General features: G+C 52.0%; 14 protein-coding genes. 8 read left to right on the forward strand and 6 right to left on the reverse strand.

What is annotated here, in order from left to right:
- Window positions 1-23 precede the first annotated feature (23 nt).
- Window positions 24-2,918, forward strand: a complete 2,895-nt coding sequence (gene gcvP, locus NF683_RS17405) for an aminomethyl-transferring glycine dehydrogenase (protein ID WP_253920527.1) — start codon at window positions 24-26, stop codon at window positions 2,916-2,918.
- Between the two features lie 63 nt (window positions 2,919-2,981).
- Here the strand turns inward: gcvP and NF683_RS17410 are convergent, their stop codons facing one another.
- Window positions 2,982-3,884 carry a LysR family transcriptional regulator gene (locus tag NF683_RS17410; protein ID WP_038484441.1) on the reverse strand — a complete coding sequence of 301 codons (903 nt, stop codon included), beginning with the start codon at window positions 3,882-3,884 and terminating at the stop codon, window positions 2,982-2,984.
- A gap of 176 nt (window positions 3,885-4,060) precedes the next feature.
- Between NF683_RS17410 and ppnN the strand changes: the two genes are divergently transcribed.
- Both ppnN and NF683_RS17420 read left to right on the forward strand, forming a co-directional pair.
- The gene (gene ppnN, locus NF683_RS17415; protein WP_089038429.1) at window positions 4,061-5,443 is read left to right on the forward strand and encodes a nucleotide 5'-monophosphate nucleosidase PpnN; all 1,383 of its coding nucleotides are present in this window, start codon (window positions 4,061-4,063) and stop codon (window positions 5,441-5,443) included.
- Window positions 5,444-5,515: 72 nt separating this feature from the next.
- Window positions 5,516-6,241, forward strand: a complete 726-nt coding sequence (locus tag NF683_RS17420; protein ID WP_089038430.1) for a sulfite exporter TauE/SafE family protein — start codon at window positions 5,516-5,518, stop codon at window positions 6,239-6,241.
- A gap of 129 nt (window positions 6,242-6,370) precedes the next feature.
- Here the strand turns inward: NF683_RS17420 and NF683_RS17425 are convergent, their stop codons facing one another.
- Window positions 6,371-9,091, reverse strand: coding sequence for an HAD-IC family P-type ATPase (locus NF683_RS17425; protein WP_089038431.1), 2,721 nt, complete (start codon window positions 9,089-9,091; stop codon window positions 6,371-6,373).
- Window positions 9,092-9,502: 411 nt separating this feature from the next.
- Between NF683_RS17425 and NF683_RS17430 the strand changes: the two genes are divergently transcribed.
- The 5 genes from NF683_RS17430 to NF683_RS17450 all read left to right on the forward strand — a co-directional run bounded on the left by NF683_RS17430 (window position 9,503) and on the right by NF683_RS17450 (window position 12,350).
- Window positions 9,503-9,862 carry a hypothetical protein gene (locus tag NF683_RS17430; protein ID WP_089038432.1) on the forward strand — a complete coding sequence of 120 codons (360 nt, stop codon included), beginning with the start codon at window positions 9,503-9,505 and terminating at the stop codon, window positions 9,860-9,862.
- 77 nt (window positions 9,863-9,939) lie between these two features.
- Window positions 9,940-10,692 carry a VIT1/CCC1 transporter family protein gene (locus NF683_RS17435; RefSeq protein ID WP_089038433.1) on the forward strand — a complete coding sequence of 251 codons (753 nt, stop codon included), beginning with the start codon at window positions 9,940-9,942 and terminating at the stop codon, window positions 10,690-10,692.
- Window positions 10,693-11,186: 494 nt separating this feature from the next.
- Window positions 11,187-11,597 (forward strand): hypothetical protein, encoded by a 411-nt coding sequence (locus NF683_RS17440; RefSeq protein ID WP_253920529.1) that lies wholly within the window; start codon window positions 11,187-11,189, stop codon window positions 11,595-11,597.
- 235 nt (window positions 11,598-11,832) lie between these two features.
- Complete coding sequence (locus tag NF683_RS17445; RefSeq protein ID WP_253920530.1) at window positions 11,833-12,063, forward strand: DUF1654 domain-containing protein; 231 nt, start codon at window positions 11,833-11,835, stop codon at window positions 12,061-12,063.
- Window positions 12,063-12,350, forward strand: a complete 288-nt coding sequence (locus tag NF683_RS17450; RefSeq protein ID WP_253920531.1) for a hypothetical protein — start codon at window positions 12,063-12,065, stop codon at window positions 12,348-12,350. Before NF683_RS17445 ends, NF683_RS17450 begins: the two co-directional genes overlap by 1 nt.
- Window positions 12,351-12,414: 64 nt before the next feature.
- Here the strand turns inward: NF683_RS17450 and NF683_RS17455 are convergent, their stop codons facing one another.
- Genes NF683_RS17455 through NF683_RS17470 form a run of 4 tightly spaced genes read right to left on the reverse strand, consistent with a single transcriptional unit; the run spans window position 12,415 to window position 21,996 of the window.
- Window positions 12,415-14,709 (reverse strand): hypothetical protein, encoded by a 2,295-nt coding sequence (locus NF683_RS17455; protein WP_253920532.1) that lies wholly within the window; start codon window positions 14,707-14,709, stop codon window positions 12,415-12,417.
- Window positions 14,710-14,711: 2 nt separating this feature from the next.
- Window positions 14,712-15,539, reverse strand: coding sequence for a hypothetical protein (locus NF683_RS17460; protein ID WP_253920533.1), 828 nt, complete (start codon window positions 15,537-15,539; stop codon window positions 14,712-14,714).
- Window positions 15,536-16,897 carry a hypothetical protein gene (locus NF683_RS17465; RefSeq protein ID WP_253920534.1) on the reverse strand — a complete coding sequence of 454 codons (1,362 nt, stop codon included), beginning with the start codon at window positions 16,895-16,897 and terminating at the stop codon, window positions 15,536-15,538. Before NF683_RS17465 ends, NF683_RS17460 begins: the two co-directional genes overlap by 4 nt.
- Window positions 16,894-21,996: an EF-hand domain-containing protein gene (locus NF683_RS17470; protein ID WP_253920535.1), complete on the reverse strand. Its 5,103-nt coding sequence runs from the start codon at window positions 21,994-21,996 to the stop codon at window positions 16,894-16,896. The genes NF683_RS17465 and NF683_RS17470 overlap by 4 nt, the downstream gene beginning before the upstream one ends.
- Between the last annotated feature and the right edge of the window lie 88 nt (window positions 21,997-22,084).

Here is a 22,084-nt window from a genome sequence, read left to right on the forward strand (position 1 = left end):
CTCATTACGTTCGGAACCCTCCCATGCCATTTGAAACACGCCGTTTGGCCGAACTGGCCGACCATGATGCTTTTATCAAACGCCACAATGGGCCTAGCCCCGCTGATGTCGACACTATGTTAAAAGCGCTCAATTTGCAGCGCATGGAAGATCTTATTGAGCAAACCGTGCCAAGCGATATCCGCCTTGGCCGTGAGTTAGCCCTGGACGACCCACGCAGCGAAGCAGAAGCGCTAGACTACTTAAGCCAGCTGGCGCGCCAAAATCGTGTGGCTAAGAGCTACATCGGCCAAGGTTACTACGGCACCCACATGCCAGCGGTCATTCAGCGCAATGTGCTGGAAAATCCGGGCTGGTACACCGCTTATACGCCTTATCAGCCTGAGATCTCTCAAGGCCGACTAGAGGGCCTGCTTAACTTTCAGCAGGTCATTATGGATTTAACCGGCATGGAGCTTGCTAATGCTTCATTGCTGGACGAAGCGACGGCTGCAGCGGAAGCGATGGCACTATGCAAGCGCAGCAACAAGAAAAGTAAGTCAACAACCTTCTTTGTTGCCGATGATCTATTTCCGCAAACGTTAGACGTTATTAAAACTCGCGCGGAGTTTTTTGGCTTTGAGCTAATCAGTGGCCCCGCTGAAACGCTGGCAGAACACGATGTGTTTGGTGCCCTGGTGCAATACCCTTCCGCCAGTGGCAACATCACGGACCTTTCTCCACTACTAAGCGCCGCCAAAGAACGCGGCATCATGACGTGCGTCGCCACGGATCTATTGAGCCTCGTGTTGCTTAAAGAACCAGGTGCAATGGGCGCTGATATCGTTGTCGGTAACTCCCAGCGTTTTGGTGTCCCCATGGGCTTTGGTGGACCGCATGCGGCTTTCTTCGCCACATCCGATAAGCTAAAGCGCTCGATTCCTGGCCGCATTATTGGTGTCTCCAAAGATAGCCGCGGTAACACTGCATTGCGCATGGCCATGCAAACCCGCGAGCAGCATATCCGCCGCGAGAAAGCGACCTCCAATATTTGTACTGCTCAGGCACTACTAGCAAATATTGCTGGCTTCTACGCCACCTACCATGGTGCAGAAGGTCTTCGCAAAATTGCAGGCCGCGTGCATCGCCTCACTACTTTATTAGCGGAAGGCCTTAAGCAAGGTGGGGTCACGTTAGCGAACGACAGCTGGTTTGATACGCTCCGCCTGACTCAAATAGATGCGGGTAAAATTCATGGCCGCGCCATGACGCATGATATCAACCTTCATTACTTCGCCAATGGCGATGTGGGCATTAGCCTGGATGAAACGACAACGGCTCACGACGTCGCGACGCTGTTTGATGTGCTGTTAGGCGATGAGCACGGCTTGTCCGTCGCAGCGCTTGATGGACAGGTCATTAGTGACGAGCTCAGCGGCATTCCTGCGCTGTATCGGCGTGAAAGCAGCTTTTTGGAACACCCCACGTTTACCCGTTATCGCAGCGAAACCGAGATGCTGCGTTATTTGAAGCGTCTCGAGAATAAAGACCTTTCCTTGGCTCATGCCATGATCCCGCTGGGTTCGTGCACGATGAAGCTAAACGCTACCAGTGAAATGATTCCGATCTCCTGGCCTGCGTTTGCGCACCTCCACCCGTTCGCCCCTCGCGACCAAGTGGCGGGCTATCATCAAATGATTGATGAGCTAGCCGCCTTCTTAGTGGAAGTGACGGGGTATGACCATATCTCCATGCAACCCAACTCGGGTGCCCAGGGTGAATATGCGGGTCTGCTGGCCATTCGTCGCTATCAGGCAGCACAAGGTGAAGCTCATCGTGATGTGTGCTTAATCCCCAGCTCCGCCCACGGCACTAACCCAGCGTCGGCCGCCATGCTGAGCATGGACGTTGTCGTAGTTGAGTGTGACGCCAACGGCAACATTGACCTGGATGATCTAACGCGCAAAGCCGAGCAACACAGTGATCGCCTATCTGCCGTAATGATCACGTATCCCTCTACTCACGGTGTATTTGAGTCCCATGTTCGCAAGGTTTGCGAGGTAGTACATCAGCATGGCGGCCAAGTGTATGTGGATGGTGCCAACATGAATGCTCAGGTGGGGTTGACGCGGCCCGGTGACTTCGGCGGCGATGTCTCGCACCTCAATCTGCACAAAACATTTTGTATACCCCACGGTGGCGGTGGCCCGGGCATGGGCCCGATTGGTGTCAAAGCTCACCTTGCTCCCTTTGTTTCCAATCACGTGGTTACGCCTATTAATGGTGTTAACCCAGAAAACAGTGCGGTTTCCGCTGCAGCATTTGGCAGCGCGTCAATTCTGCCAATTTCCTGGGCTTACATTAAGATGATGGGCGCACGTGGGCTTCGCGAAGCAACAGAGCTGGCTATTCTTAATGCCAATTATATTGCCAAGCGATTAGAGAGTGCTTATCCGATTCTCTACCGTGGCCAGAACGGCAATGTCGCCCACGAGTGCATCATCGATATTCGTCCGCTCAAGAGTGCTTCCGGTATCAGTGAAGAAGATATTGCCAAGCGTCTGATGGACTACGGCTTCCATGCGCCGACCATGTCGTTCCCAGTGCCAGGCACACTGATGATCGAGCCTACAGAGTCTGAGTCACTCTACGAAATTGATCGCTTCTGTGATGCCATGATCGCGATTCGAGAAGAGATTGCGCGCGTCGAAAAGGGTGATTGGCCGCTGGATAATAACCCGTTGGTGAATGCCCCTCATACCCAAGCAGATTTGATGGATAGCGAGTGGCAACGCCCTTATGACCGTAAACTGGGCGCCTTCCCAACAGAGGCTGTTGCTGCGTCAAAGTATTGGCCTGCGGTTAACCGCGTTGATAACGTATTCGGTGATCGGCAACTTATCTGCACTTGCCCCAGCATTGACGAATACCGTCGTTAATACTCAACGCATACACTATTAAACGACAAGACATCCCTGTCTCTTAAACGCCCTTGGCGCTCGTTATTCGGGCACCAGGGGCGTTTTTTCTTGCAGGCGTTGGTGATGAAACCCCTCCAGTAACTTTTCATAACGTTTCGGCAAGACCGAATCTCGCCGGCGCAGCAGATAAAGCACTTCATTAATCCCTTGAGGTAACGCCAACGCTTTTACTTGGCGTTGCCAAGGAGAGGTTTCTAACACCAAGCGTGAGACAACGGTAAAACCTAGCCCTCGCGCGACCGCATCCAGCACCATGCTCACTTCGTTAGTAAACCCCTGATGCCGAAAATGCGTCATTGAACGAAATTCGTCTGGATAATTGGCGCGCAGCAGTGCATTGGCGTGATTAATGCCGTCGTAGTAATTAAGAAAACCAATGCCCATCAGGTCGGTTAGCGTGCTGCCAGCAAAATCAGCAGGCACGACTAAACATAATGGCTCTTTGTGCCATACCGTGCAGGTCAGTTCGGTATGGTTGACCTGCTCAGTCACGATGCCAATATCGTAGCGGCCTTCAAGCAGGTCATTAACGATTTCGTGATTAAAAGCAAAACTGTAATTGACCGTTAAGTTGGGGTGCATCTGCTGCTGGCCAAGAATAAAAGGATAAAACATCAACCCAACACTTCCTGGGGATGCAATCCGGCATTCACCGCTATCCAGCGAGTCGTCATCTAAACCATGGCGAAACTGCTCATGCTCGGCAAATAGCTTCAACGCATAATCATAAGCCCTTCGTCCAGACTCCGTTAGCGTAAAACTTCTGCCCTTTCTCTCTATCAGCGGTTTATCTAAATAGCTTTCTAACTTGCGGATATGCTGGCTGACGCCAGGCTGCGTCATCTCCAAACGGCGCGCAGTTCGTGTGAAACTCCCCGTTTCCACTAACGTTATAAACGTCCGAAAATACTGGGCATTAAACATAATAAAGCGCCATCTTGACTAGCCACCGTGTGCTCTTAACGAGAGCACAGAGTAGCACAATCCGACTCTTAAACGGACGCTAAGGACCATCACTACCCTTATTGCTTGAATTCAGTTAGTAAAGGCCATGATAGTATGTGGTTTCGTTAACAATATGATTAGGGACAGCCAGACTAATGACGCAACTCCCAGTGCCGCGCGCCACCATTTCCAGCATTATTTCCCCGGAAGGCAGCCTCGAAGTGCTTTCCCAGCATGAGGTCAACCGTTTAAAAAGCACCTCTAAAAGTGGCTTGCATGATCTGCTACGCCGCTGTGCACTCGCGGTGCTTAACTGCGGCAGCCCAACGGATGATAGTTTGGCCATTATGGAAGCCTACAAAGACTTTGATATTGAAGTCTTACAGCAAGACCGAGGCATCCGTCTTAAGCTAACCAATGCGCCCGCCGAAGCCTTTGTCGACGGACGAATGATTCGTGGTATACGCGAACATTTATCATCCATTCTTCGCGACATTGTTTATGTTTACAACGAAATCCAACACCACAAGCGGTTTGATTTAACCACGGGTGAAGGCACAACTAACGCCGTGTTTCATATCCTGCGCAAGGCGGGCACGCTGAAGCCAGGACGCGACCCAAGCTTGGTGGTGTGCTGGGGTGGCCACTCGATTTCCAGAGAAGAGTATGAATATACCAAGGACGTTGGTTATCACCTTGGCTTGCGAGATCTAGACATCTGTACCGGCTGCGGCCCTGGCGCCATGAAAGGCCCCATGAAAGGAGCTAACGTTGCCCATGCCAAACAGCGTCGTAAAGATGGCCGCTATTTAGGTATTTCTGAGCCAGGCATCATTGCAGCCGAAGCGCCCAACCCTATCGTTAATGAGCTAGTTGTCATGCCAGACATCGAAAAACGGCTCGAAGCATTCGTGCGTTTAGGGCACGGTATTATTGTTTTCCCCGGAGGGGTGGGTACTGCAGAAGAAATTCTTTACCTACTGGGAATTCTGCTGCATCCAAGCAATCACGATATTCCCTACCCACTCGTGTTTACTGGTCCAGCTGATTCCGCCGAGTACTTCCAGAAAATCGATGAATTCTTAGTTTATACGCTGGGCGAGGATATCCGCCGCTACTACACGATTATTACCGGCAACCCTGTGGCCGTCGCACGTAAAATGCGTGAAGAAATTGACGAGATTGCAGACTTCCGTCGCACGCATCAGGACGCTTTTTACTACAACTGGCGTCTTACCATTGCACGTGACTTTCAGGCGCCCTTCGAGCCCACCCACGAAGCTATGCGTGGTCTAGCGCTTCATCGTCAGCAGCCTACCCATGAACTAGCGGCCAACTTGCGGCGTGCTTTTTCTGGCATTGTGGCGGGTAACGTTAAAGAGCCAGGGATTCGAGCAATTGAAGCCCATGGACCTTTTGAGTTAACTGCTGAACCAGAACTCATGCAGCGCTTAGACGAGCTATTAACCTCATTTGTCGCCCAAGGACGTATGAAACTTGATGGACAAGCATATACACCCTGCTATGTTCTCAAGTAACTAATTTAGCAAGCACAGCCTTTATCAGGCGCAACCCAGTCGCGCTGCGCCTGATACATTAGGAAATTCCCCGTGATTATTGCTCTTTTAACGCTGATTGCAGCAGGTATCATCAAAGGTGCCATCGGGTCTGGCGTGCCAGTCATCGTAGTCCCTGTACTCACCATGCTCTACGACGTGAAGCTGGCTATTGCCGTGTTAATAGCCCCCAATTTGTTCAGCAACATTTTACAAGTATGGCAATATCGGCACCATTTGTTACCGCTGCGTTTTCTCGCCGCCTTCTCTCTTTCTGGCGGGCTAGGCATTGTGCTGGGCACATGGGGCTTAGTCGTGTTATCACCCACTCTTTTATCGCTTGGGGTGGCCGCGTCGATCGTGCTCTATTTGATCATCAAAATAGCTAGGCGAACGATCGCCCTTCCTTTCGCGACTGCCAACCGCATCGTGCTGCCTGTCGGTTTGCTCGCTGGCGTTCTGCAAGGCGCGGCGGGCATGTCAGCACCCGCATCTGTGACGTTTCTAAACGCAATGCAATTGGAGCGCCGCGTATTCATCGGCTCCATCTCTGTGTTTTTTGTTGCTATCACCTGCGTGCAAATACCCGCGCTGCTGAGTGCGGAAATACTCACACTGGAACGTACGCTTTACAGCTTTATAGCACTATTCGTAATTCTCGCCGCCATGCCCATCGGCGCACAGCTCGGCAAACGCCTACCGCACCGCTGGTTTGATAATCTCATTATGCTGTTGCTGGCAGGTATTGCAGTCAAAATTATTGTGGATGCTGTGTTTTAAACCAAGCCTTACCACTAGACAGAAATGGCGCACAGGGAAATTACCTTAGCGCCACCTATGATTTGTTATCCCCCTAGGTGGCGCTGATCTTTTATAAACAGGGCATTACAATTAGCCCATGCTCAGTTTCTATTTAGCCTTGAGCATGCGCCAGCCCACCTTCTCAGCTTCAATTAACAGATAAATCATTCCGCTACTTAAAATGATAGCTAGCCAATGCGTAATGCTTAACCCTTCGCTACCAAAGATAAGCTGCATAAAGGGTAAATAGGTAAACGCCATTTGCAGCAACATCACCATCATAATAGCGATCCATACCGGCCGACTGCCAAAAATACCGGCAAACGACAGCGTACTATTAATTAAAAAGCGGCTATTGATTAAATAAGCGGCACTGCCAGTGACCAGCATATTGACCGCCCCTGCCCGCGCTAACGCTTCACTGCCCCCTTGGTTGAGTATCCAGGAGAACATGCCGAAGACGCCGACGAGCAGCAGCACAGACACAAAAATCACTCGCCACAATAAAAATAGATCAAGCAGCGGTGCTTTAGGGTCTCTGGGCTGGCGTGCCATTAAGTCTTTCTCCCCGCTCTCAAACGCTAATGCCAAGCCTAGCGTAATCGCTACCACCATATTTACCCATAATGCCTGTAACGGCGTTACCGGCAGCACCGAGCCTGATAGCACGGCAAGCATAATCGCCAAGCCCTGAGCAACATTGGTCGGCAGAATAAAGGTGATCGTTTTACGGATGTTATCGTAGACTTTGCGGCCTTCTTCAATAGCACTGACAATGGTTGCGAAGTTATCGTCCGCCAATACCATTTCAGAAGCATCTTTCGCTGCCTCAGTCCCCTGCACGCCCATAGCAACGCCGACATCAGCACGCTTTAAGGCTGGCCCATCATTAACGCCATCCCCAGTCATGGAGCAAACCCCACCCCGTGCCTGCATCGCTTTTACTAAGCGCAGCTTATGTTCTGGAGATGCTCGAGCAAAGACATCAATCTCTAAAATAGTGTCTTCTAACGCTTGATCGGACATCGCTTCAATTTCTCGCCCGGTAAGCGCTTTCTGGGTTTGTGCAAAACCCAGTTGTTTAGCAATAGCCAGCGCTGTCGAAGCATGATCACCGGTAATCATAACGGGACGAATACCCGCTTGTTGGCAACGCTTAACCGCCTCGATTGCCTCTTCTCTTGGTGGGTCCAGCAAGCCAATAATTCCCAGTAAGCGCAACCCGCCTTCTATATGGTGATGGTCTAGCTCATCAATAGCAGCAGGTTTATCCGCAATGGCCAGAACGCGTAAACCTCGCGAAGAAAGCTCGTGAATACGGTTTTCCCACTCATTACGATCAATAGCGACAGTGCCTTTTGTAGTAGCAACGCTGTCGCACATTTCTATCAAACGATCAGGCGCTCCCTTTACGATGATACGCTGGCCATCAGCTTCTGCATGCAGAGTGGCCATATACTTAAAGTCTGACTCGAAAGGAATCGCATCTACCCGCGGAAACTGCTGGCGCACCTCTGACGTTTTTATACCTGCTTTTTCACCGGCAACCACTAACGCGCCCTCTGTTGGGTCACCATAAATCTGATACTGTCCCGCCTGCTGTTGCAGCTCAGTGTCGTTACACAATACGCCAGCACATAAAAAATCGCTTAACGGTTGGGCACTGTCCATATCGACACATTCTGTGTCTTGTTCACCGCTGACACGCAGTCGATAAAAAGCCCCCTTGGGCGTGAAACCGATACCCTCGACGAGAAACTGCTCGTCACCCAGCCATACCGCTTGAGCCGTCATTTCATTGCGCGTCAATGTGCCCGTTTTATCGGAAAAAATAGTCGAGATGGAGCCTAACGTTTCTACTGCAGGAAGTCGTCGAATAATGGCGTTACGCTTCGCCATGCTTTGCACGCCAAGCGCGAGCCCGATGGTGACAATGGCGGGTAGACCTTCGGGAATCGCGGCCACCGCTAGACCGACAGCAGCCATAAACATATCCGCAGCGGGCTGGTCATGAAGAAGCGTGCCTAACAACGCGGTAATAGCGGCGGCACCTAAAATAAAAATTGCCAGCACCCTGCCCGCACGATCAAGCTGCTGAAGCAACGGCGTTTTAATTTTTTCCACACCACGCAGAAGTTCGGAAATTTTGCCGATTTCAGTGTAGCGCCCCGTCTCAACGACCAAACCACGGGCATTACCTTGCACCACAATCGTACTGGCAAACGCCATACTGCTTCGCTCCGCAAGATCCACATCTGCACTCACTGGGTGCGACTGCTTCTCTACAGGCACCGACTCTCCAGTTAAAGCCGCCTCGTCGGTGCGAAAACGCCGCGCTTCAATCAGTCGCACGTCCGCAGGTATCCGATCACCACTTTCCACCAGCACGATGTCCCCAGGTACTAACGCTTCGGCAGGAATGGTAGTGCGCTTCCCGTCACGTATGACATTAGCCTGAGGAGAAAGCATATTGCGGATGCTATCAAGCGCCTGTTCAGCTTTTCCTTCCTGGATAAAACCAATCAGCGCAATCACGGCCACTACCCCCACAATGGCTGCCGCATCGATGACATGCCCAAGCAGGAAACTGGCAATGGCAGCAACCAGCAGTATAAGAATTAAAATATTATTGAGCTGATCCAATAAACGCCGATACCAAGGACGTCCCTGAACCTGCTGAAGACGATTCGGCCCGTAGCGCTCTAAACGCGCCTGAGCCTCTGCGGTGGATAGGCCATCGACGGTAGCGGCCTGCCACGCCAGCGCTTGATCTATCGAGGCACAATGCCACTTTCGAGAAGGCTTCACTGGTGTTTGAGGGTTTTCCATCCATAAGCTCCCTTGTTAACTATACGGTCAGCTTACCGCAGGTTGCTGCACCGCAACACTGCTAATATTTATAAACTAACAAGGAAATGATGCAACGCAAATAAAGCTTCAAAATCAAGACTGAGTACGCCGATTAAAACATCATAATGAATATTTTCTATAGATATGAGGGGCTGTCACTAGCGGTGAAAGTTGGTGTTTTTATTATATTGCGACCAACCAATGAAGTAAGCAAAGATCAATATTACACCATTCAAATACTCGTATAATATTTTAAAAAAAAATTAACTAAAAAACAAAAAATCATCATAGCCATGAAATATGACCCGCATCAAATAAACAGCCATTAACTACAATCACTCTATTAATGGTGGCTATACTATTCCTATCTGTCTACGAGGGACCAATACAATGACAACGTTACTGTTTCCCAATCTGACAGCAAAGTCCATCAGCAGCGAGTCTATGCTGGCGCTTTGGTATCAGCCTTGGGTGGAAACCACGCATTCGATCGCCAAGCTACAACGTATCTGGCTAGCAGCCGCCAATGGGGCACTTCGTCATGAACTGGATTTTATTTCAGCGGTGACTCCTATCTACAGCAAGCTAACCTGCTGCATGCTCGGCTTTGAAGGACCTCAAACCCTCTCATCAATGGCAATTTGCTACCACAACACTGCAGAAGATATGACACAAGCAACGTTCAATCGCATGCGCAAAGTATCAGAACTCAGTGAAGACATACGCGAGCGGATATGGAGTGAGCTGTAAGCTGCGGCTAGGCTAACCTGAGGGTTGTAGCAATGATTCAACGGCCCTCTTACCCCAGGAAAGTACGAGGCCTCGATATGCCAACCCCAAGTCGTGAAAGTCTACTTAGTGACCATCATCCTGATGCAGTGCGCAAACGGCTAGCGACTCCAGTAAAAGCATCAACACTTCCCGATGCTGTGCTCGGCGGTATCGATGGTTGCGTGACGACTTTTGCGGTTGTATCAGGGGCATTTGGCGCAGGTTTTTCACCACAGGTGGCACTTGTACTCGGTTTCGCCAACTTACTCGCTGACGGCTTCAGCATGGCAGTCAGCAATTACGAAGCCGGGCAGGCACAGCTTGCTCAGATCGCCAGTACTGAGCGTATCGAACGGCAACATATTGACCTAGTGCCTGAGGGCGAACGCGAAGAGATTCGCCAACTTTTTCACGCCAAAGGTTTCGAAGGAGAACTACTTGAACAAGTAGTGGAAACGCTATGTCGTGAACCAGATAGATGGGTGACTACCATGTTACAAGAAGAGCATGGGCTTTCATCTGTTGGACTTAACCCTCTTCGAGCAGCGTTAGTCACCTTTAGTGCTTTTTTGATCGTGGGCGCTCTACCGTTACTTCCGTATACAATACCAAATATAGCAACCACAACGCAGTTTCTAGCTAGTCTAGGGCTGGCTTGCGGCGTATTCCTTGCTATTGGCATGCTCAAGAGCGCCGTCTACGGCCTACCAGCTTGGCGCTCAGGCCTGCGTACTCTTTCCATGGGTGCCGCCGCGGCCGGGCTTGCTTTTGCAACAGGCTATCTCGCGCAGCGTCTATTAGCAGGCTAGGCCTATAAGATCTGCTTGGTTAGATAATCCATAGTGTGTCAGAAAGCTCCGCAACTTATGCTAATGATTGCTAATCCAGAATTAAGCTTTAAACAAAAAAACGGCCACCGCTGTAATAGCTAAGTGACCGTTTTATCTGTTTGGTCGGAGTGACAGGATTCGAACCTGCGACCTTTGCAACCCCATTTTCACGCGGCTATCAAAGTAAGCCATTGATTATAAATAGATACCCACTCGTTTAAGCGCCAGCCAATACAGCCAATTCGCTCTATAAATATCAACAGGTTACATGCTAGTTTTCAGTTAGAAAATGGATAGGCTATTGCTTCCGCGCAAGGGATTATGAGTGCAAATCAGCCTCAACCACGGCCGTGCCTGCACTGCAGTTCTCCCACCTAAACTGCCGACTCTCTACCTTATTTTGTTTACATTCTTTATATTGGCTACAGCCAGTCAGCAACCAAACAGCAAGCTTGCATTGAGAGGATTTCGTTTTGACTGAATGGATACTGGGCATTCTGGCCGGGCTTATCGGCGCGTTCATAGGCAACTGGTTTGCCCTCGGCAGAGACTTAAGAAAGGAAAGGAATGATGCTAGATACCCTATATGGAAATGGCTAGATGCCAACAAGCCAGACTATGGCGAGAAAACCCCCTTCGATGAGGGCTCTCTCAATGAAGCTTTACAGAAATATAAGAACGTAGCCAGAGAAACAGAATGGGCTAGATTTAAGCAGCATCATGAAAGCATTAAGGAAATAAGAAAACGGTATGCACCTTCTGGAAGAGATTTATGCGGGCAACCAGTCGATAGAGAAAGAGATCCGAAGAGCAATGAGTTGGAATCGATCAAGTACCATTGGAGCCGGATGGTCCAAATTACTCGTCACAGAAAAATTATATAGATGCAGCGGATTTTGAATCCGCTGCGTCGATTATTAAAGGCCGCGCTTGCACAAGGCTTTATTGATAAATCAGCACCTTACATATTTGCTATACTTACATACAGCACATTGGTCGCACTCAGTCTGCGACCAAATTGCGACCACTCCCCCGCACCCATCCAGTAGACGCCCCTCTCCTGCGTTGTCTATACTCGCCACAATAACTGTACGCATAACCAGTAACAGGGAGGCGATGATGTCAGAGAAAACCTACGCGGCATTAGTCGAGCGCGTAAAACGGAAGATCAATTCTCCTGCGGCTCAGTCAGAGAGCTGCACCGAGATCCAGCGCCAGCCCGATGACGCGGCAGAGGATTGGTCGCGCCTGCTATCGGATCTTGGGACCATTGAGAATGTCACTATGGTGCCGCTTGACGATAGCGCCGAGCATGTCCGCATTCGCTGGAATCCAGCAGAAGCGATGTGATGGACGCGCGGTACCAAGCCACACTGTGGCGTAAGAGCTTGGAGCGCCGAGGCTGGAAGCGCCTGGGTAAATACCGATTGCCGAATGACTTGATCGATTTCCACATCATTCACAAAAGCAGGCTCTATTCAGGCCGCTGCATCGGCGCGCACCCCATAGGCGACACAACCCAGCCGGGCAGCATTGCCTATGTGATGACGCGCCGAGATTTGATGACCGAAGGCGTCTGGCGTTTATCGAGAGGCGGACAGATCGGAATGAACGTCCGCGATTTGCCGTATAGCTGAGCCAATATTCAGGCACAAAAAAACCGCTCAAGGCGGCAGGCTTTCGCTATATCAGACCAGAGGCTTAAATAGACCACCAGTCCTCATTATCAACTGCATATGCTGCAAATATTTCTCCTCCATTTCTGTAAGTGAACATCGAGTCAATGTCAGCTATTGAGCTAGGCATAGACCAGCCGTATCCTCCTCGCCAGCTGTACTCATCCCCAGCACTAAGAGGGAAGTCATCAAAGCCAGCAACGTTGTTGTAGATTTTCCAGTTAGTGCCCGACCCAAACCGCACGTAAGTGCTGGGGTTTAGCGTGCCAGCCCCTGCTCCAAACTCGCGATCCATCCAGACCACAAACTGGCCCGCGCCGGGCTCTAGGAAAACAGTTGCCCATGCATCTGGATAAGATGACGCGGCACCGGCTCCAACACGGTTGGCATCAAAGACGGCACGACCCTGCTGCCCCCCATATATCATATACGTGCCAACATTTTCATACGCGCTAGTTGTTGCCTGCAGGCCGTTATCGTTACCTAGTATAACGTCCTCGTAAAACTGACGCTTTGCCGTAACACTGACTCCGCCGACGCTGAATACTAATTTGTACGACTCCCTCATTACATAGCGTTCTGTAGTAATCGTGTTGTACGCCATCACCTCATTTACAACAGTTACAATGATCGCATTAGCATAGCCGGAACCATCACTAGTCAGCAGGTAGTTGTCCGGCGAAATTGAATAGTGCACGTTTCTTGCCGTTTGACTCCCGCCCGCGCTGCCGGAAGAGCCATGGTTGCCGCCCGTATAGATCTTGCTGCCGCCATCGCCATTATTAACGGCTTGCACCTGTATGGGTGGTAACCAGTCTGTTGGTGAGTCAACGAGGTTTGTCCAGTTAAATGCATCTGTAGAAATTTCGACCTTTTTAAAATTAGGCAGATTGTTAAACCCGTTGAGGCCGAATGTGATCCTGTAGTAATGACCATTTGAAAAATACGATACAGCTAGATCGCTTCCAGCTTTGTTCCACGTCACATTCGAATTGCTAAGTGACGGCAAAACTATATCGTTTCTATACGCATAGCGACTAGGGTCTATCACCCAGCTCCAGCCGTCTCGCGTATTATCGTTTGATGTTATTGCGACGCCATCAGGCGGGAGCTGGTCGGCATCAACCGTGATTTTTATTTCAATGCCAGGGCGTAGCGCAGGAACAATACTTATCGTTTGTATGCCGCCATTTCTATCAATGACCTCATCCGGGTTATCCCGATTTTCGATTCGAATACCATCACCGGTATCGGTATCAAGATCTGCGGCATCTCGCTCTCGGATCACCCACCCGTAACCTGCAGACCCAATTACACCGCCGTTCTGGTAATAGCTGATTTGGTATAGCTTCCCACGCTCTGCACCAACAACATAAGCGTCAAGGATTAATTTTGACCAATCGCTATTTTCACCCGAAACGACGCCGCCGATATTGCGCTTCGCAAGCGGGTAGGGTTTTCCGCGATTAACTGTGAGCGAGTCATAAGCAACAGCGTCATTAGATACATAGCACGACGTGTCAATAATCCATGAACCTGATGGACTTCCAGGCTCTCTTGAGTCTATAAACTGCCCAGCCGGATAAACTTTATCAGTATCGATAGTTAGATAAATCTCAATAGGCTCTAGCGTTCTATCGGGGCGAATAACAACTGTTTGGACGCCTGACCCTCTGACAAAATCAATAGGGGAGTCAGCGTAGTGGTGTATTATTTCTGGATCGGAGTTCGTAGAGTAAGTAGCTATTGGCAGCCTTTGAATCATTACGCCTTTATCTTGAGTTACACCAACAGATACATCGTTTTGAAAGTAACCTATTCTAAAATAGTATCCTTCGATACTCTTTGAAGGGCCGTACACTTTCGCATCTATCAGGAACTCATTATAGTTTCTGCTGCCCGCTTCCGATAAAACGCCATCCCTGATAATCGCCTTCAGTGGGTAGTTTTTACCGCTGTTAATGCTAATAGCATCATTTAATGCAATGGATTCAACGAATTCTGCACTGGGGTCGTCGGCCACCTTGCGGCTTTCGCTTGCAGAGATTCGCTGATAAAGCGTTTTTGAAATATTGGGGTCTGGGTTTTCGGCGTAAAAATAACCGTCATTCTCAGCCGCCACCAACCCTTCAGCAACTGTCGGAAAAATCTTGCCGCCAGACGTCAGCAGTGCTTCGGCGCTTTCCTCAACATAATTGACTAGCTGAGTGCTGAATGTTTGCAAGGCCTCATTCTGAGCATTCTGCTTTTCAATCGCCTCTACGGTGTCACCCTCGGCGAAATTCATTGATTCCCAATCAGGTATGCTTGGCGTTGGCATTGTTACACCTCTATAAAGACGAGTTGGTTTTTCCAGTTATTGAAAAATTTGTGGCGATGGGAATAGTTGTTTTCGCGACGCGCTAAAAACTCATGCTCAGCTTCATCTATCCCGCCTTTAGCTGGGTAAAGGCTGATAAATACATCTGAGGTTTTTCCGCTTTTTAGAGCTTTTAGCGTTAACTTCGAACGATCAGAGGAGTCTAAAAAGTTAAGGTCAATTGTTAATCGTCGGCTTAAACTTCCCCCGACAGTGTTTAATGACCCACCTTCAGTTTTTCGATGTTCAGATGTATCCACCCAATCAAGAACTGGCTCATAAGCAGCGTTAAACTTGGGCGAGAAATAGTCGCCAACCGCAATGCGCTGTACTTGTATAAATCCATCAGGATTTGCAGGGTCATCAATCGTTATGCGGTAGCTGTCAACAAAGAAGCTTGGCGACCAGACCGACAACTGCACGTTTGGCAGACTGTTAACCTGACTGCCTCCCCAAGGGTCGATACCTGCTACCCATTCGCCGAGCGGGATCAACTCTGCAGCTATCAGCTCACCTGAGTCATAAACAACATCGCCGCGCCGCAAATACTCAACACGCACTTTTGCCAAGTTGGTTAGGTTGTGTTGATAAATAACCGCGCCGTTAATTGAAAGCGGTCCGTCCAGGCTCCCTGTTATCACCTGCTGAGTAGTATCAAGCGAACGCCAGACATAACTACGGCCTGAGCGTTGCGTGTTTTCAATCGGGAGGAGGGGCGAGGCTTCGGATGTTGCGGTGAGAGTTGCGGCGTCATGCACATTGTCAAAAATAATGCGCAGGTTTTCATTCATAGCCAAAGCTCCAGGTTAGTTGTGCCCCGCGTCGGTGATCGGCTAACGTTTGTGACGCGGCCGATGCGGCCCATTAGCCTGGGGTGATCAACGGCAATGGCCATGCCCGCCTGGACTGGCGGGGTGAGTGCTTCAATGCTCCACACATCCCGACGCACGCCACGTAGCGCTAACAGCCGGTCACGTTCGGTGTTGGCGTCAGTCTCGTTCTGAATCACGCTGTTACGCTCGGCGCGTTCTGCTTGCTCTGCTAGCGGGTAGTAGCTCACGCTCTGCGACGCACGGCTTTCCCGCCACTCGTTACGCAGGCGCGCGGCTTCGCTGGGGTCGTTTTCTTCAATCGCACCCGCAACGGTGCTTAGCGTTGAGTAGTTGCGGCGGTAGCGAAGCGTTAACGCCCGCCAAGGTGGCTGTGTTTCGGTCAGGCGTATTTTGTCGTACTCGATTTCGTCACTGACTAGCATCAAATCAGCCGTCACCGCTTCTTGATGCTGCTGCACCACTAGCTCGCCCAGCGCGTTGCGATACCAGTACGCGCCCAAGCCCTCACACAGCTCATCAAGGATTTGCCGCCCGGTCACATCGCCGTTGTAATACAGCCCGACGGTGTAGCTCGGTAGATCCACATCCCCCAGCGGCACGCTGTAGTAGTCTGCGACCCATTGGCAAACCTCTGCCGGAGTGTTGTGTTGCTCCTCAATGTCTACAGTTAGCGTGCCAATCAGACCGTTTGATAGCTCAAACGCACCGTTGGCGAGGTCGTTAACGTGCGCTATCGGGTTGCCGTTATCCTTAGGGTTTAGCGCTGCTACGGGCAGATAAGAGGCTTTAAAGGCATAAGGGGCGGTGCTCAGCAGATACGCATGGGCGTTGTACACGCTGCCCAGCGCAAGTGGCACAGGACCACCTGCATCGGGTAGCTCGCCCGTATCAATCTGCTGATCGAAAATGCTGCTTTCGTCCTCCATATCGAACACGATCACGCCGCGACGACCTTCCTTTAGCCCAGCATTTCTACCTCTGGCAAGCACACGAAAATCATCAAGCGGCCAGTCAGGGGCGCCCAAGCGCAAAATAATTGGGTGGCCATGCCAGGCACGGTTTGCCCAATCTGTTATCTCGCCGTTGTCGAACAGCTCTAGACGACCGAAACCCGCCAACCCATCAATGCGCGTCGATATATCAATCGCTTTGCTGAGTATGTCGATATAAGGGCGATTAGGGTTTGCATCAGTCGGACGTGAGACAAAGCCGCCGGTGGCCACGTACTCAATGCCTCCCGCGTGGTGCAGCTCGGCAAGCAAAATGCGATTGGCTGACAGGTTTGCCAGCCAGTTTTCATACTGCGCGTCTGTCATGGGTAGCGCCCCTTAACGCGACTGTTACGCGCTACGTCTCTCAGCTCGTCCGTCTGCTCTGACCGTTGCTGCTCAGCGCGCACTGCCGCCGTAGCCACCGCATCCGCAGTGTTGCCGGTGTTGGTTTTAACGTCGTTCAGCGCTCGGTTAAGCTCTTCACGTAGCTTTTTAACCTCATTCAGTAAGTCCTGATTTACTTGAGCCTGATCGCTCTGATTAAGTAGCGGGAACTGAGGAAGGGGAGGAGCTGACATGCTAATTGCAGGCGCGGACATGCTAGCCGTCGACATTGATGGGCCGATTGCTAATCCACGGAGCGCGTCGGATTGATCGGCGGTCAACACGGTCTCATCTTTGTGCAACTCTGCTATGTAGCCGTCAAACGGGACGCGCGCCAAGCCATCTGCGTGCGATCCGTTGACCGAATTTGCGCCCAGAACCTGCTTAAAGGCATTCGCAATCGAGCGTGCGCCGTCGCCATTTTGGGGGGCTGCCAGAGACACACCAATGCCTGTGCCGCTTGGACTAAACTCTTTCCGCATTTCTTTAGCAGTGTGATAGCCAAACGATTTAACAGCATCAGTATCCTGGTGATGGGACATTGATACACGCAGACCCCAAGAAGGACTGCCCGCCCTATACAGGAAGTCCTCGACGTTTTTAATGCTCCCCTCGGTATTTGCGTCAGCGCTACGGATTGCGCTAAGCAGCTGACGCTGAGCCTCGGCGATGCTGATAGAACTGCTGCCATCCGCATCTAGCTTTGAGAAAATTCGCTTAAGCTCTTCGTCAGTTGCCATGCCAGCAAACGCGTTACGGAACTCGTCGTAATCAATCAACCCATCAGCACTAATGTCGACCCTGTCGAACTCATTAACAAGCACCGCTGCAATATCGCTCGACAAGCTATTGATGCGCGAGTTGGTTAATTCTTGCTGGCTAATCATTCCGTCGCCGTTAGTGTCGACCGCCGCAATCAATAGCGATATTTGCGCATCCGTCGCCTTATCACCCAGCGCGTTTTTTAGCTCGCGGAATGTCAGAAGACCATCCAAATTGCCATCGATCTCGCCAAAATTCTTCGAAAGCTGCGCTACTGTATCGCTCAGACCATTTTCAAATATATTGCCTAGCACGTCTGTTTGTTCGGCAATAATTCCCCGGAACTCCTCAGCAAGGAATTGCTCAGGGCTGAGTTGATCGGGCAGTTTTTCGAGCATTCCAGTCACGCGGTCGATGGTGCTGACCGTCTGCTCGCCGCTGGCTGACCAGCCTTTCTGGGCTTCGATAAATCTGTCTGCATACTGCGTGATGCTGCCTAGCGCCGCCTGATCGCCGCTCAGGGCTTTAGCGTATTGCTCATCGAATGCCGCTGATGCCGCCGCAAGCTGATCGCCTGGGGTGCCAAGACCCGCATCAGTACCACGCAGGTTATCGATCCAACTGTCGATGCTGACGCCAAAGCTGGCAAGTTGCTGCTGGGCGCGCTGCCAAGCGCTGGCTTCCTGCTCGATAGCTCGAATGCGCTCTTGCTGGGCACGCTCCGCCTCCCGTTGAGCCTCCTGCTCATCTTCAAGCGCCCAGATGCGTTGTTGTAGACTGCGGTTACTTGAGTCGAGAGCATCAAGATCACGGCGGCGTAGTTCAGCGGTATTGCCTTGGAGTGTCAGCAGTTGACGTTCTAACTGCTCACGTTCGCGCAATGCGTCGGCTGTGCCGCTGGCAGCATCGCCAGCCGCTTCGACAGCGGGCGTTAGCTCAGAGAATGAGGCGGAAAGCTGGAGTAGCTGAGCGTATGCCTGGCGTCCAGACTCGGTGCTTAGGTCCTGTGCTTCAACAAGCTGGCGGAAGCCCTCGCGGGTCTCTGGCAGTTGCAAGCCCATGCTGCCCAGGGCGCTCGTCAGGTCGGCGGTTAGATGCGCCGCACGCTCTGCTTCACTAAAGAAGTTTTGGTAGTACGACTGCTGCAGTGCTGCCAGATTTTCAACGCCGCCTGCGAGCTGGGCTATATCTTGAGCTGCTTCGTACGCATAACCGCCCGTAACATTAAATTGCAGCCCCAGGCGCTCGGAGGCACCAGTAAGAAGGGCGTGCGCCTGCTGCGTGGCCTGCGCCTGGGCAATAATCTCTTCGGTGCTGCCTGTTAGCGTGCGAGCGAATGCGCCAAAGTCGCCGCTCATCGCGCCGAATGCGGCTTTTGTGCGATCACCTAGCTGGTCGGCAATGCCCGCAGCATCCGACGATTTGAGCCGCATTTGCTGAATAGCATGCGTCATCGCCTCAATGTCGCCTGGAGCCAAAGCAGCGATCATGTCATCGGTGGCCGCAATCGTTTCCAAGAATTGGGTAGCGTTATCGAAGCTGCCGAAAGTCTCTTCGAGCCGGTTGGTGTTGCCGCCGTGAAACCCAACATTCCCGAAAGCGCCGGTCGCAGTGACGCCGTGCTGAACGTCTTCAAAAATGGTGTTGGGGTCGCGGTCGGTCGTCATTAAATCGAAGCTAGGCCCGCGCGAACGTCCACCAATGCCCAGCGCATCCAGCGCCGAGCCGATGATCGTTCCGCCAATAGGCGCAATCTGCCCCAAGAATTCAGAGCTGCGACCACCGGTTTTAATGCCCAGTGCGTCGTATAGGCCTGCACCCTCGAATAGACTGTTGCCCATCGACGCCAGCCCGTACATCGCAGCAATCGGGCCAGCCATGCTTGCGGCGCTTGAGAGGAAGCCTCCGCCAGCCGCACCGGTGCCAATAGCGGAGCCAGTAGCCGCGCTGCCGTAAAGGGTGCCTGCTGATTGTGTTGCCGCGCCCGCATACAAACCGCCAGCGCTAGAGCCGCCCATGCCAAGCAGGGATTTGCCGCCGCTGATTAGGTTGCCGATACCGCCAAAGCCGCCGGAACCACCGCCCAACAACTGGCTAATGCCGCCCTGCATCATGCCGCTAGTGCCCATGCCGAGCTGGATTTTGATCTCGTTCTTAACCGCCGCATAGGCCAGCTCAGCCATCAGCGTTTCAAAGGCGTTCTTTAGGCCATCAGCGAAGTCTTCAAAGCTGTCAAACGCGCCCTTGAACGCATCAACGAACACGTCATCCACGGCATTACCGAAGCGCTCCATCTCGCGCGTCATTTCATCGGAGCCATCAGTAACGGCCACGGTTAGATCGTCGCTCTCCCGCTGCGCAGCCTGAAACGACTCTTGCAGCATGCCCATAGCCCGCATGTACTGCACGGTGGTCATGCGGCCAGTTGCCAACGCCAGGTTAAGCACGCCCACATCTTTAGCATATTGGCGCGCTGCACGGCGGTTAGGCTGGATGCGGTCGAGTAGATCTTCGTAGCCATTGGCTAGGGTGGTGGTTTTGTCGGCTGCGTCGGCGGCTGACGTAGACAGCGTTTTATTTAACTCTTCGGCGCGTCGTGTCTCTTCGTTAGCCTCCTCGATTCGATCCGCGTAGACGACAAAAGCGTTGGCATTCTGCTCAATACGGCTAGCAGTTTCGCCACGAGCCACGTTGATCCTGTCGTTCAGCTCAGCGATGCGCTCTTGAGCCTCAGCTACTGCCTGCATGCCTGATATTTCAGATCCCAGCTCACCACCACCAAAGCCTAGCGCGCCACTACCACGGCTCTCGCTACGCAGCTTAGCCAGTTCCTCGCGTGCGGTTGCGGCTTTGATAGTGGCTGTGTCCAGCTCTGCATTCAGAGACGACAGCGAGCCGCTTAGATCATCTTGCGACATGCCTTTCATTTCGTCGCGAAGGTCGTGTATTTGATCCTCAGTTAAACCAGCACGCTGGCCGGTAAGGTTTAGCTCGTCGCGGAAGACGTAGAGCAGGCCCGCACCACCTACCAGCAATCCGAGTGGCCCACCCACTAGCGCATATGCTGACGCCAGCCCTCTCGCGGCAACCGTACCACGCTGCGTTGCAGCCGTGGCTATGTTGGTGGCCGCCGTATGGGCACCTGCTGCCTCGGCGGCACGAACACGAGCGATAGATAGCTGCTGTAATGCAAAGGCATGTGCGGCCGTGCCTCGGGTGGCTTGCTCTTCAATTCGCGCCGTACTCAGCAGCGCCATTGCAGACTGACGCTCTGCTGCCGTTCGGCGGGTTGATGCGGCGGTTGCTGCCACTTCTGCTTTTATTTGGGCGCGTAACGAAAGCTCGCGCGCTATCATCTTCTGCGTAGAAGCGGCAACTGCGGCGGTATAGCGCCCCGCCAGCAATGCGGCAGTTATACCTACAACATCTGTTAGCGCGTTTAGAATCACCTCTGCGCCACCAATTTCTTGAATAAACGCACTGGTTGCTTGCAGCCCCGACGTCATCGTCGGCACTAGCTCACCCGCCAGCGTTTGGCTTAACCCTTGCGCCGCAAACTTGAGACGATCCACCTCGTCGTTATAGGTGGCCATCGCATTGGCGGTATCTTGAGAGATCGTTAGGCCCAGCGCATCCGCTTCAGCGCGCATAGCGGCAATAGCATCGGTGCCCTGGTTGACGATCTGCACCAGCTTAACGCCTTCGCTATCCCACAGCTTTTGCGCCAGCGCCACACGTTCACTGCTGCTTTCCACGTTCTGCATGGCGGCAGCGATACGCTCGAACTGCTCTTCAGGCGCTAACTGGTTGAGGTCTTTAGCGCTAAGCCCGAGGCGGTCTAACGCTTTCGAAGCGACGCCCGTGCCTGTCGCTGCCTCCGCGATGCGACGGGTTTGGCGCTGCCATGCCGTTGTTAGCTGCCCAAACTCAACGCCGGAAAGCTTGGCCACATAGTTGTACTGGCTAAGGGCTTCGGTACTCGCCCCAATGCGCAGGTTGGTTTTCTGTAATTGGTCGCCCCAATCGATTTGATTTTGGAGGGTATTGGCCGCAAACATGCCAGCAATAGCGCCAGCAATCGGCGCCGCTGCGCGCTTGAGAACGGTTAGCCCTTGGCTAGTGGCGTTCACATCCTGATTAAACTGTCGGCTACGGCGCGAGCCCTGGTCGAACCCCTGGTTTAACTTACCTAGTTCGTTATCCGTAGCCTTAATGGCCCGAATACCACCACTAGCATCGCCAGTAATGATCAAGCCGGTTTTGTATTGCTTAGCCATGGGTGGTACGCCTCAAATTACGGGCACAAAAAAGCCCGCTCGCGGCGGGCTGGTTAACTATCAGGCATTAAAAAACCCGCCATAGCGG

The sequence above is a fragment of the Halomonas sp. MS1 genome, from assembly GCF_024182575.1.
Taxonomy (GTDB): domain Bacteria; phylum Pseudomonadota; class Gammaproteobacteria; order Pseudomonadales; family Halomonadaceae; genus Vreelandella.

Coding starts and splice junctions, on each gene's coding strand:
- gcvP (WP_253920527.1), top strand. CDS start 24: ATGCCATTTGAAACACGCCGTTTGGCCGAACTGGCCGACCATGATGCT.
- NF683_RS17410 (WP_038484441.1), bottom strand. CDS start 3,884: ATGTTTAATGCCCAGTATTTTCGGACGTTTATAACGTTAGTGGAAACG.
- ppnN (WP_089038429.1), top strand. CDS start 4,061: ATGACGCAACTCCCAGTGCCGCGCGCCACCATTTCCAGCATTATTTCC.
- NF683_RS17425 (WP_089038431.1), bottom strand. CDS start 9,091: ATGGAAAACCCTCAAACACCAGTGAAGCCTTCTCGAAAGTGGCATTGT.
- NF683_RS17430 (WP_089038432.1), top strand. CDS start 9,503: ATGACAACGTTACTGTTTCCCAATCTGACAGCAAAGTCCATCAGCAGC.
- NF683_RS17435 (WP_089038433.1), top strand. CDS start 9,940: ATGCCAACCCCAAGTCGTGAAAGTCTACTTAGTGACCATCATCCTGAT.
- NF683_RS17445 (WP_253920530.1), top strand. CDS start 11,833: ATGTCAGAGAAAACCTACGCGGCATTAGTCGAGCGCGTAAAACGGAAG.
- NF683_RS17450 (WP_253920531.1), top strand. CDS start 12,063: ATGGACGCGCGGTACCAAGCCACACTGTGGCGTAAGAGCTTGGAGCGC.
- NF683_RS17455 (WP_253920532.1), bottom strand. CDS start 14,709: ATGCCAACGCCAAGCATACCTGATTGGGAATCAATGAATTTCGCCGAG.
- NF683_RS17460 (WP_253920533.1), bottom strand. CDS start 15,539: ATGAATGAAAACCTGCGCATTATTTTTGACAATGTGCATGACGCCGCA.
- NF683_RS17465 (WP_253920534.1), bottom strand. CDS start 16,897: ATGACAGACGCGCAGTATGAAAACTGGCTGGCAAACCTGTCAGCCAAT.
- NF683_RS17470 (WP_253920535.1), bottom strand. CDS start 21,996: ATGGCTAAGCAATACAAAACCGGCTTGATCATTACTGGCGATGCTAGT.